The organism is Bradyrhizobium septentrionale (assembly GCF_011516645.4).
Lineage (GTDB): Bacteria > Pseudomonadota > Alphaproteobacteria > Rhizobiales > Xanthobacteraceae > Bradyrhizobium > Bradyrhizobium septentrionale.
This window is the reverse complement of record NZ_CP088285.1, coordinates 2,394,146-2,406,069: the sequence shown is the minus strand read 5'-3', so window position 1 is coordinate 2,406,069 and position 11,924 is coordinate 2,394,146. Positions and strand designations below refer to the sequence as shown.

Sequence of the window (11,924 nt, the reverse complement as noted above, 5' to 3'; positions counted from 1 at the left end):
CGGATGGCAAACCCGTTCTACACCAGCGAGCATGAGGCCTTTCGCGAGGTGATGCGGCGCTTTGTTGCCAGGGAAATCGAGCCTTATGCCCATCAATGGGACGAGGAGGGCGAGTTTCCGCGCGAGCTCTACGCCAAGGCATCCGAGATCGGGCTGCTCGGCCTCGGTTTCCCGGAAGAATATGGCGGGATCGCCGCCGACCAGTTCATGAGGATCGTGGCCTCGCAGGAGCTGGCGCGCGCCGGCGCCGGCGGCGTCTCCTCGAGTCTGATGAGCCACACCATCGGCTCGCCGCCGATCGCCCGCGCCGCGCGGCCAGAAGTAAAGGCGCGGGTGCTGCCGGAGGTGCTCGCCGGCAAGAAGATCTCCGCGCTCGCGATCACCGAGCCGAGTGGCGGCTCCGATGTCGCCAACCTCCGAACCAAGGCGCGGCGCGACGGCGACCACTACGTCGTCTCTGGCGAGAAGACCTTCATCACTTCGGGCATGCGCGCCGACTATCTGACGGTCGCGGTGCGCACCGGCGGCGAAGGCCCGGGCGGCGTCAGCCTGCTGCTGATCGAGGGCAGCACGCCCGGCCTCTCCCGCACCAGGCTGAAGAAGATGGGCTGGTGGGCGTCGGATACCGCGACACTTCATTTCGACGAATGCCGCGTGCCGGTCGAGAATTTGATCGGCGAGGAGGGCCAGGGCTTCAAGATCATCATGCAGAACTTCAACAGTGAGCGCATGGGCATGGCGGCGAGTTGCACCGCCTATGCGCGGGTCTGCCTCGACGAGGCGATCGCCTATGCCAAGGAGCGCAAGACCTTCGGCAAGCCGATCGCCCAGCACCAGGTGATCAGGCACAAGATCGTCGACATGGCGCAGAAGGTCGCGGCCTCGCAGGCGATGCTGGAGATGCTGGCATGGCGGCTCGGCCAGGGCGAAAGCCCGGTCGCCGAGATTTGCATGATGAAGAACCAGGCCACCCAGACCATGGCGCATTGCGCCAGCGAGGCGGTGCAGATCTTCGGCGGCGCCGGCTTCATGCGCGGCGTCAAGGTCGAGCGCATCTACCGCGAGGTCAAGGTCAACGCCATCGGCGGCGGCACCGAGGAGATCATGAAGGATCTCGCGAGCCGGCAGATGGGGTTGTGATGAATTTGCTCCGTCATTCCCCGGTGCGCAATTGCGCACCTGAGGGCGCGCGGAGCGCGAGCCCGGAATCCATCGGGCGGCAGATTCGATGTGAAATGGATTCCGGGTTCGATGCTTCGCATCGCCCCGGAATGACGAGGATCAAGGAAACATGCTCTTCACCGCCGACCATGACGAACCGCGCCGGGCCTTGCAGAAATTCATCGCGGCCGAGATCAATCCCCACGTCGACGAGTGGGAGAAGGCCGATATCTTCCCGGCGCATGAGCTGTTCAAGAAGCTCGGCAATCTCGGCTTCCTCGGCCTCAACAAGCCGGTCGAGTTCGGCGGCCAGGGGCTGGATTATTCCTACGCGCTGATGATGGCCGAGGAGCTCGGCGCCATCACCTGCGGCGGCGTGCCGATGGCGATCGGGGTGCAGACCGATATGGCGACGCCGGCGCTGGCGCGGTTCGGCTCCGACGAGGTGCGCCGCGAATTTCTGGCGCCGGCGATTGCGGGCGACCAGGTCGCCTGCATCGGCGTCTCCGAGCCCGGCGCGGGCTCGGACGTCGCCTCGATCAAGACCAATGCCCGCTCCGACGGCGGCGACTACGTCATCAATGGCGGCAAGATGTGGATCACCAACGGCACCCAGGCCGACTGGATCTGCCTGCTCGCCAACACCAGCGACGGCCCGGTCCATCGCAACAAGTCGCTGATCTGCGTTCCGATGAAGACCAGGGGTGTGCAAGTCGCGCGCAAGCTCGACAAGCTCGGTATGCGCTCGTCCGACACCGCGCAGATATTCTTCGACAATGTCCGGGTGCCGAAGCGCAATCGGATCGGCGAGGAGGGGCAGGGCTTCACCTACCAGATGATCCAGTTCCAGGAGGAGCGGCTGTGGGGCGCGGCGGTCTGCCTGAAGGCGCATGAGTACATCATCAACGAGACCATCGACTACACCCGCAACCGCAAGGCGTTCGGCGGCTCGATCCTCGACAATCAAGTGGTGCACTTCAAGCTCGCGGAGATGCAGACCGAGGTCGAACTGCTGCGCTCGCTGATCTACCGCGCCGGCGAGGCGCTGGTGGCCGGCGAGGACGTCACCAGGCTCGCGACCATGGCGAAACTGAAAGCCGGCCGGCTCGGCCGCGAGCTCACCGATGCCTGCCTGCAATATTGGGGTGGCATGGGCTTCACCAACGAGACGCCGGTCAGCCGCGCCTATCGCGACAGCCGCCTGACCTCGATCGGCGGCGGCGCCGACGAGGTGATGCTGATGGTATTGTGCAAGATGATGGGCACGCTGCCGGGCCTCAAGCAAAAGGGAAACGCCTGATGATCACGCTGTATCACTGCGACGCCGCGCGCTCGTTCCGTCCGCTGTGGATGCTGGAGGAGCTCGGGCTTCCCTATGAGCTGAAGATGCTGCCGTTCCCGCCGCGCGTGTTCGCCAAGGAATATCTCGGCATCAATCCGCTCGGCACCATCCCGTTCATGATCGATGGCGAGACGAAGATGACGGAGTCCTCCGGCATCTGCCATTATCTCGGCACCAAATACGGCCCGACGCCGCTGATCGTAGGTCCCGACGAGCCGGCCTATGGCGCGTTCCTGAACTGGATGTATTTCTCCGACGCGACGCTGACCTTTCCGCAGACACTGGTGCTCCGCTACAGCCAGCTCGAACCGGAGGAGCGGCGCAACCCGCAGGTCTCGGGCGACTATGCAAAATGGTTCCTCGGTCGGCTGCGCGCGGTCGAGGCGGCAGCGGCGAATTCGGAATTCCTCTGCGCGGAACGCTTCACCGCCGCCGACATCGCCAACGGCTATGCGCTCCGGCTCGCCGGCAATATCGGCCTTGCCAAGGATTTCGGGCCGAATGTCGCGGCCTATTGGGCGCGGCTGCAGCAGCGCGACGGTTACAAGCGCGCGGTGGCGGCGGAACAAAAAGCCGGGCAGGAACAGAATGTTGCGCCGCGCGCGCGGCCGTAACTTTCCCGTCGTTCCGGGGCAATGCGTCGCATCGCCCCGGAATGACGACGTTCAGCGTCGGTGACAGGTTGCGAATTTGCGCTATGGTAGCTCCCGCCGCAGCGGCCCAAAGAGCCGCGCGAGGAGGAACCGCCATGGACGCGATCGTGAACGCAAAGGGCGAGCAATCCGGCCACCGGATGCTGATCACGCCGGAACGGGTGTTCTATGCCGGGCTGCTCGGCCGCCCGCGCGAACGCTGTCCCGGCGCATTCCATGTCTATGTCGCGATCCGCGACGGGTTGCATCTGTCGACCAGCGAAGGCCGCGAGTCCCATGGCGAACTCGCCGTGACGATGCCGAACCTGCGCCACACCATCACCAGCGAGTATCGTTCGGCGATCTGCGTTGCGATCGAGCCGGAGAGCGTGCCCGACGGCACGCTGGAGGCGGTCGCCCGCCGCCTGCAGGGATCGGACTCGCATCTGTTCGCGGGTCGTATCCGCGCCGCCTATGCGACACTCGCCGAGATGCAGCATCGCGACGCGATTGCGAATGCCGAGTTCGACACGATGTGCTTCGGCGACGCGCTGCCGCAACGCGCGCTCGATCCGCGCGTCGTGCGCGCCATCGGCCGCATCGGGCAATTCTCCGGCGAGCCGGTGACCGCGGCGGGCTGCGCCACCGACGCCGGTCTATCGCCCTCGCGTTTCCTGCATCTGTTCAAGGAGGAGACCGGGATCTCGTTCCGCTCCTTCCGCGCCTGGAAGCGCGCGCGGCATCTGCTGTACTTCGCCAACCAGGACATCAATCTCGCGCATCTCGCGCAGGACATCGGCTATCCCGATAGCACCCATTTCAGCCACTCGATCCGGCGCTTCTATGGCCTGAAGCCGCGCGCGATCTTCTCCGGCTCACGGGATCTTGCGATCTACCGCACCGGGCAGGCGGCGAGCGAGCGCGCGCTGACGTAAATGTCGCCGTCGTCCCGGCGAAGGCCGGGACCCATAACCACGGCTGTTTGTTGTTTTGGCGGGTGTCTGTCATCCCGCGCCACCGATAGATCACGCGGTATGGGTCCCGGCCTTCGCCGGGACGACACTTCGGATTCTTCTCCGCTCACAAATTCGCGCCCTGGATCACCTCGCCGAACCGCAACCAGCCGGGCCCTTCGATCCGTTGCAGCTGAAGCTGCTGCAGCGGGTGATGGTTGGTCGGGCTGGTGTTGACACGGATGCCGGGCAACAGCGTCGGGATCTCGATATCTTTCAGATTGTTCGCCTGCGCCATGATGTTGTCGCGGCTAAAGTTGCCCTTGCATTGCTCGAGCACGATCTTCAACACCTGCGCCACCGTGTAGGCGTAGAGATTGTAGCCTTCCTTCGGATTGCCGTCGGGGAAGTATTTTTCCATGAAGGCGAGAAAGGTCTTCACGCCGGGATCATTGGCCCAGGCCGGATCGGCGACGTCCTTCACATAGGCCGACGAGATCGTGCCCTGCGACTTGTCCAGACCAACCGGCGCGATGGTCGACGAGATCGAGGCGGCGCCGCTCGCAATAAAGTGCATCGGCTTCCAGCCGAGCTCGTAGATCTTGCGGATCGACTGCGCGCAGAACTTTGCCGTCGTGCCCGAGATCAGCACATCGGGATTGGCGCCGCGCAGGGTGACGATCTGGGAATCGATCGTGGGATCGGTGACCTCATGCGACGCCACCACGGCCGATGTCGCGAACCGCTCGCCCAGCACATCCTTGGCGCCGGCGACGAAATCCTTGCCGAGATCGTCGTTCTGGTACAGCACCGCGAACTTCGCGTCCTTGTTCTGGCTCAGCGCATATTTGACGAACACTTGCGCCTCGGTGCGCGCGCTCGGCGCAAAGCCCATCGTCCAGGGATAGCTCTGGTAGTCGCCCCATTTGTCGCCGTTCACCGACAGGAACAGATGCGGGACTTTTGCGGCGTTGATGTATTTGACGACGGACGAGTTCGGCGCGGTGCCGAGCATGTTGAACAGGAAGGCGACATTGTCGCTTTCGATCAGGCGGCGCACCTGCTCGACCGTCTTCGCCGGATTGAACGCGTCGTCGTAATAGATGTACTTGATCTGCCGACCGGCGATGCCGCCCTGCTCGTTGAGCATCTTGAAGTAGGCTTCCTGGCATCGCGCCTGCACGCCGAGCGCCGACACCGGGCCACTGAGCGAGGTGGTGCTGCCGATCCTGATCTCGGTCGCGGTGACGCCGGGCGTGTCCTCGGCAAGCGAAGGCCGCAGGCCTGCGACTGCGGCAAGGCCAGCGCCTGCCGCGCCGGTGAGCCATGTGCGCCGGTTGATCGAGACCATGACGTTCTCCCCGTGATGCCGGCTTGTTGCGCCGCTTTTGCTTGGCAAGCTGAGGCTATGCGTCACGTGGGCTCTGCGTCTTGTGTTAACCGGCTGGCGACGGATTCCGGCGTGGGCCCATCGACTTAGCCAGTCAACGCAAGATGGCGCGACGGCAAATTTCTCATCATGGGAAAACCAACGGCGCATGTGCGCTGCAACCCGGACAAGCGAGACGCCATGAGCGACAAGGCCGTCATCACCTGCGCGCTGAACGGCGTGCTTACCGACCCCAAGCAGCACAACGTTCCGGTGACGCCGGAACAGATGGCGCGCGAGGCCAGGGCTGCGTTCAACGCCGGCGCCAGCATCATGCACATCCATCTGCGCCAGCAGGAGGCGACCAAGGGCCACCTGCCGTCATGGGAGGTCAGCGTCAGCAAGGAGATCCAGCAGGCGATCCGCGAGGCCTGCCCCGGCGTGATCATCAATCACACCACGGGGACCTCCGGCCCGAACTACCAGGGCGCGCTCGACTGTGTGCGCGAGACCAAGCCCGAGATCGCCGCCTGCAACGCCGGCTCGCTGAATTATCTGAAGGTCAAGGCCGACAACACCTGGGCCTGGCCGCCGATGATGTTCGATAACGCGGTCGAGAAGGTGCAGGACTATCTCGACGTGATGAAGGTCGCCGGCACCATCCCCGAATTCGAATGCTTCGGCTTCGATGTCGGCATCGTGCGCTGCGTCGGCATGTACCGGCAGACCGGCATGTATTCCGGGCCGCTCGAATACAATTTCGTCATGGGCGTCGCCTCGGGCATGCCGGCCGATCCGGAGCTGCTGCCGATCCTCCTGAAGCTGAAGGCGCCGGACGCGCATTGGCAGGTCACCGCGATCGGCCGCGGCGAGATCTGGCCGCTGCACCAGCGCGCCGCCGATCTCGGCGGCCATCTGCGCAGCGGGCTGGAAGACACGTTCTATCTCGGCGACGGCACCAAGGTGACCTCGAACGGGCAGCTCGTCGAGGGGCTTGCCGCCTGTGCGCGCCGTGCCGGCCGCGAGATCGCGAGCCCGGTAGAAGCGAGGCAGATTTTTGGGGTCAGGCACTGACGTCAACCCCGCCGTCATTGCGAGCGGAGCGAAGCAATCTATCTTGCCGCGTGGGAAGAATGGATTGCTTGGTCGCTTCAGCGCAAAATTGCTTTGCAATTTTTGTCGCGAGTTCCTCGCAATGACGATGGAGGAGGAAACACATGGACAACCTCTTAGCAACCGGCGGCGTCACCGGGCCGGGCCGCATCGGGCGGGTCGCGATCGGCGACCTCTTGAAGCGTGCCGCGCGGCGGTTTCCGGATCGCGTCGCGCTGACCGACGGCGGCAGGCAGGTCACCTTCACCGAGCTCGAACGCGACGCCAATCGCTTTGCCAATCATCTGGTGCAGCGCGGGTTGAAGTCAGGCGAAAAGATCTCGACCATCTGCAACAACTCCGTCGAGTTCGTCAAAGCACTGTTCGGCATCCACCGCGCCGGCCTGGTCTGGGTGCCGATCAACACCATGCTCGGACCGTCCGACATGGACTACATCCTCGGCCATGCCGAGGTGCGCTTTGCCATCATCGATGACAATCTGCACGCTCAGGCTGACCGGCGCGCCGCATTGGAAGCGCGCGCCATGGAGATGATCGCGATCGACCTGACCGGCAATGCCGGCAAGACCGGGCTGCAAAGCTTCAACGATCTCCTGGAAGGGCAATCCGATATCGAGCCCGAGATCGAGATCAACGACCGCGATCTTGCGATGATCATCTACACGTCGGGCACGACGTCGCGGCCGAAGGGCGCGATGCATTGCCACCTCGCGGTGGTGATGGCCGTGATGAGCAACTGCATCGAGATGCAGCTCTCGCGTGACGACGGGATCACCGGGCAGTTTCCGCTGTTCCACTGCGCCGGCCATGTGCTGCTGCTGAGCTATCTCTCGGTCGGCGGCCGCATGGCGTTGATGCGCGGCTTCGATCCGGTGGTCTGCATGGAGGCGATCGTCCGCGATCGGCTCAGCGTGTTCGTCGGCCTGTCGCTGATGTACCAGGCGATCCTCGATCATCCGCGCCGGCGCGACTACGACCTGTCGGGCCTGCGCTGCTGCATCTACACCATGGCGCCGATGGGCAAGCCGCTGCTCGAACGCGCGATGGCGGACTTGTGCCCGAATTTCGTGCTGTCCAGCGGCCAGACCGAAATGTACCCGGCGACCACGATGTCGCGGCCGGAGGTGCAGCTCGACCGCTTCGGCAATTACTGGGGCGAGTCGCTTGTTGTCAACGAGACCGCGATCATGGACGACAACGGCAACCTTCTGCCGCGCGGCGAGATCGGCGAGCTGGTGCATCGCGGGCCCAACGTGATGATGGGCTATTACAAGGACCCCAAATCGACCGAGGAAGCGCGCAAGTTCGGCTGGCACCATACCGGCGACCTTGCCCTGATCGACGGCAATGGCGAGGTGCTGTTCCTCGACCGCAAGAAGGACATGATCAAGTCGGGTGGCGAGAATGTCGCCTCCGTCAAGATCGAGGAGACGTTGCTGGCGCACCCCGCCGTGCAGAACGCTGCCGTGGTCGGGCTGCCGCATCCGCAATGGGGCGAGGCGGTTTCCGCCTTCGTCAAGCTGAAGCCCGGCGCGGTGGCTGACGAGGCCGGCATCGAGGCGCATTGCAGAAAGCATCTCGGCGGCTTCCAGGTGCCGAAGCTGGTGCGTATCCTCGAGGAAATGCCGATGACCGCGACCGGCAAGCTGCGCAAGGTCGAGCTGCGGCAGCAATACAGCGGGCATTTTGTGGAGCGCGCCTAGTGGCCATTATCGAGAATACGATTTCCACCGGCAGCGCCGGCTTCCAGGGCAATCGCGACGGCATGCTGGCGCTGATCGCCCGGATGCGGGGGCTGGAGGAGCGGACCCGCGCGGCCTCCGCCGCGGCAAAGGACCGCTTCCACAAGCGCGGCCAGCTGTTGCCGCGCGAGCGCGTTGCGCTGGTGCTCGATCCCGGCTCGCCCTTCCTCGAACTCTCGACGCTCGCCGGCTACATGTTCGATTTGGCTGACGCCGACAAGAGCGTGCCCGGCGGCGGGCTGGTTGCCGGCATCGGCTTCGTCTCCGGCATCCGCTGCATGATCAGCGCCAATGATGCCGGCATCGATGCCGGCGCGCTGCAGCCCTATGGCCTCGACAAGACGCTGCGGGTGCAGGAGCTCGCGCTGGAGAACAAGCTGCCCTATGTGCAGCTCGTCGAGAGTGCCGGAGCCAATCTGCTGCGCTACCGGGTCGAGGACTTTGTCAGAGGCGGCAATATCTTCCGCAATCTCGCGCGGCTGTCGGCGGCGGGGCTTCCTGTCGTCACCGTCACCCATGGCTCCTCGACCGCGGGTGGCGCGTATCAGACCGGCCTCTCCGATTACATCGTGATGTTGCGCGGCCGCACCCGCGCCTTCCTGGCCGGGCCGCCCTTGCTGAAGGCTGCCACCGGCGAGATCGCGACCGAGGAGGAGCTCGGCGGCGCCGAGATGCACACCTCGATCTCGGGCCTCGGCGATTATCTCGCCGAGGACGACCGCGATGCGCTCCGCATCGCGCGCGAGATCATGGCCAAGCTGCCATGGGATCGACCGAGATCGGAGCCGGCCGCGTTCAAGCCGCCGCGCTATGACGCCGAGGAACTGCTCGGCATCATGCCGATGGACCACAAGCGCCCCGTCGACATCCGCCAGGCGATCGCGCGCTTCATCGACGATTCCGACTTCACCGAATTCGGCTCAAATTACGGCCCGGCGACGGTGTGCGGTCACGCCCGTATCGAAGGGCAGGCGATCGGCATCATCACCAACAATGGCCCGCTCGACGTGCCCGGCGCCAACAAGGCGACGCACTTCATCCAGGCTTGCTGCCAGTCGCGCACGCCGATCCTCTATATGAACAACACCACCGGCTACATGGTGGGCAAGGCCTATGAAGAAGCCGGCATGATCAAGCATGGCTCCAAGATGATCCAGGCGGTGACCTCGGCGACGGTGCCGCAGATCACCCTGTATTGCGGCGCCTCGTTCGGCGCCGGCAATTACGGCATGTGCGGCCGCGGTTTCCATCCGCGCTTCTGCTTCTCCTGGCCCAATGCCAAGACCGCGGTGATGGGTGGTGAGCAGGCCGCCGAAACCATGGCGATCGTCACTGAAGCCGCCGCCGCGCGGCGTGGCAAGCCGATCGAGAGGGAGAAGCTGGAGGCGATGAAGGCGCAGATTGTGGGCGTGTTCGATGGCCAGATGGACGTGTTCTCGACCAGCGCCCGCGTGCTCGACGACGGCGTGATCGATCCGCGCGACACCCGCAGCGTGCTCGCCGAGGTGCTGGCGATCTGCCGCGAGGCCGAGGCGCGCACCCCGCTGCGCATGCAGTTCTCGGTGGCGCGGCCATGAGTGGGGCAATCGTGAAGCGGACACCGTTCTTCAAGATCCTGATTGCCAACCGCGGCGAGATCGCGCTGCGCGTCATGCGCACGGCGCGGCGGCTCGGCTATGGCGTCGTCGCAGTCTATTCGGACGCCGACCGCGACGCGCTACATGTGCGCGAGGCGGATCAGGCGGTGCGGATCGGCGAGGCGCTGCCGGCGCAATCCTATCTGAAGATCGACACGATCATCGCAGCCGCCAAGGCGAGCGGCGCCGGCGCGGTGCATCCCGGCTACGGCTTCCTCGCCGAGAACGAGGACTTTGCGCAAGCCTGCCGCGATGCCGGGCTGGTGTTCATCGGCCCGTCGCCGGAAGCGATCCTTGCGATGGGCAACAAGGCCGGCGCCAAGGAGATCATGCAAAAGGCCGGCGTGCCCTGCGTGCCCGGCTATCAGGGCGCCGATCAGGGCGATGCCGTGATGCTGACGGAGGCCAAGGCGATTGGTTTCCCCGTGATGATCAAGGCGGTCGCCGGTGGCGGCGGCCGCGGCATGCGGCTCGTCGCAGACGCTGCGGCCTTTCCGGACGCGCTGCGCAGCGCGCGGTCGGAGGCGCAGGGCGCGTTCGGCGATCCCACCGTGATCCTCGAGCGCGCGATCGTCGATCCCCGCCACATCGAGATCCAGGTGTTCGGCGACCGCCATGGCAACGCCATCCATCTCGGCGAGCGCGATTGCTCGGTGCAGCGGCGGCACCAGAAGCTGATCGAGGAGGCCCCGTCGCCGGCGGTGACACCGGAGTTGCGCGCGCGGATGGGTGCGGTCGCCGTGCAGGCCGTCAAGGCGATCGGCTATGAAGGCGCCGGCACACTGGAATTCCTGCTTGATCGCGCCGGCAATTTCTACTTCATGGAGATGAACACGCGGCTTCAGGTCGAGCATCCCGTCACCGAGGCGATCACCGGGCTCGATCTGGTCGAGCTGCAGCTCCGCGTCGCCGGCGGTGAGCCGCTCGGCCTCAAGCAGGAGGACATCCCGTTCTCGGGTCATGCCATCGAGGTGCGGCTGTGCTCGGAAGACACCGGGCACGACTTCATGCCGCAATCCGGCACGATGGCGCGCTGGCAGATGCCCGATGCCATCCGCGTCGAGCACGCGCTGCAATCAGGCTCGGAGATTCCGCCGTTCTACGATTCGATGATCGCCAAGGTCATCAGCCATGGCAAGACCCGCGACGAGGCGCGCGGCAAGCTGATCTGCGCCCTGGAGCAGGTCACGGCCTTCGGCGTCACCACCAATCAGGGTTTCCTGATCGACTGCCTGCGCCATCCGGTCTTCGCCAAGGGTGAGGCGACCACGGCGTTCATCGGCAACAACCGCGATGCGTTGCTGGCGCCGCGGCCCGATCGGGGTAGCGACCTCGCGCTGGCGGCGCTGCTGCTCTACGTCACCAATCCGCACGCGCCGCCTTGGCAACGCGGCCGGTCGCTGTCGGCGACGTTCCCGCTCGGCCTGCGGATAGATCTCGGCCACGGCGTGCAGGAGATCGAGATTGTTCCCGAACGCGACGGCAGCTACGTCGCGACCCGCAACGGCGATCGCTTCAGCTTTGCGATCGACGAGCTGGATCAGGACAGCATCCGTTTCCACCATGACGGCCTGATGGAGCAGGCAAAATTCCTGCGCGACGGCGATCGGCTCTACATCCTGCATCGCGGCGTGACGCTGTCGGCGCGCGATCTCACGCTCGCCCCGCCGGAGAGCGCGTCGGCCGCCGGAGGCGATGGCAAGGTGCGCGCCGCCATGAACGGCCGGGTCGTCGCGGTGCTGGTGAAGGCCGGCGACAAGGTCGCGGCCGGCCAGCCGGTGATGACGCTGGAAGCGATGAAGATGGAGCACGTCCACACCGCCGGCGTCGCGGGCACGGTGTCGGCGATCGATGTTGCCGAGGGTGAGCAGGTAACGACGGGTAAGATCGTCGTGGAGATCGAGGCGGCCGCATAGGGACTGTCGTCCCGGGCAAGCGCAGCGCGACCCGGGACCCATAACCACCGATCGGTGTT

The 11,924-nt window shown here is 65.2% G+C and carries 9 protein-coding genes; 8 read left to right on the top strand and 1 reads right to left on the bottom strand.

What is annotated here, in order from left to right; genetic code table 11:
• Nucleotides 1-3 precede the first annotated feature (3 nt).
• The 4 genes from HAP48_RS13215 (at nucleotide 4) to HAP48_RS13200 (ending at nucleotide 4,070) form a co-directional block, all read left to right on the top strand.
• Nucleotides 4-1,140: an acyl-CoA dehydrogenase family protein gene (locus tag HAP48_RS13215; RefSeq protein ID WP_166213433.1), complete on the top strand. Its 1,137-nt coding sequence runs from the start codon at nucleotides 4-6 to the stop codon at nucleotides 1,138-1,140.
• 151 nt (nucleotides 1,141-1,291) lie between these two features.
• Complete coding sequence (locus tag HAP48_RS13210) at nucleotides 1,292-2,461, top strand: acyl-CoA dehydrogenase family protein (RefSeq protein WP_166213434.1); 1,170 nt, start codon at nucleotides 1,292-1,294, stop codon at nucleotides 2,459-2,461.
• Nucleotides 2,461-3,117, top strand: a complete 657-nt coding sequence (locus HAP48_RS13205; RefSeq protein ID WP_166213435.1) for a glutathione S-transferase family protein — start codon at nucleotides 2,461-2,463, stop codon at nucleotides 3,115-3,117. The genes HAP48_RS13210 and HAP48_RS13205 overlap by 1 nt, the downstream gene beginning before the upstream one ends.
• A gap of 134 nt (nucleotides 3,118-3,251) precedes the next feature.
• Nucleotides 3,252-4,070 carry a helix-turn-helix domain-containing protein gene (locus HAP48_RS13200; protein ID WP_210292833.1) on the top strand — a complete coding sequence of 273 codons (819 nt, stop codon included), beginning with the start codon at nucleotides 3,252-3,254 and terminating at the stop codon, nucleotides 4,068-4,070.
• Nucleotides 4,071-4,215: 145 nt separating this feature from the next.
• Here the strand turns inward: HAP48_RS13200 and HAP48_RS13195 are convergent, their stop codons facing one another.
• On the bottom strand, nucleotides 4,216-5,439 hold the full coding sequence (locus HAP48_RS13195) for an ABC transporter substrate-binding protein (protein WP_166213436.1): 1,224 nt from the start codon (nucleotides 5,437-5,439) through the stop codon (nucleotides 4,216-4,218).
• A gap of 219 nt (nucleotides 5,440-5,658) precedes the next feature.
• Here HAP48_RS13195 and HAP48_RS13190 point away from each other — a divergent pair, with 219 nt between their 5' ends.
• From HAP48_RS13190 to HAP48_RS13175, 4 genes are all read left to right on the top strand, one after another.
• Nucleotides 5,659-6,531, top strand: a complete 873-nt coding sequence (locus HAP48_RS13190; RefSeq protein ID WP_166213437.1) for a beta-keto acid cleavage family enzyme — start codon at nucleotides 5,659-5,661, stop codon at nucleotides 6,529-6,531.
• A gap of 143 nt (nucleotides 6,532-6,674) precedes the next feature.
• A complete protein-coding gene (locus tag HAP48_RS13185; RefSeq protein WP_166213438.1) occupies nucleotides 6,675-8,273 on the top strand; it encodes an AMP-binding protein in 1,599 nt (532 codons plus the stop codon).
• Nucleotides 8,273-9,889 (top strand): acyl-CoA carboxylase subunit beta, encoded by a 1,617-nt coding sequence (locus tag HAP48_RS13180; RefSeq protein WP_166213439.1) that lies wholly within the window; start codon nucleotides 8,273-8,275, stop codon nucleotides 9,887-9,889. Before HAP48_RS13185 ends, HAP48_RS13180 begins: the two co-directional genes overlap by 1 nt.
• Nucleotides 9,886-11,865, top strand: coding sequence for an acetyl/propionyl/methylcrotonyl-CoA carboxylase subunit alpha (locus tag HAP48_RS13175; RefSeq protein WP_166213440.1), 1,980 nt, complete (start codon nucleotides 9,886-9,888; stop codon nucleotides 11,863-11,865). Before HAP48_RS13180 ends, HAP48_RS13175 begins: the two co-directional genes overlap by 4 nt.
• Nucleotides 11,866-11,924: the final 59 nt, after the last annotated feature.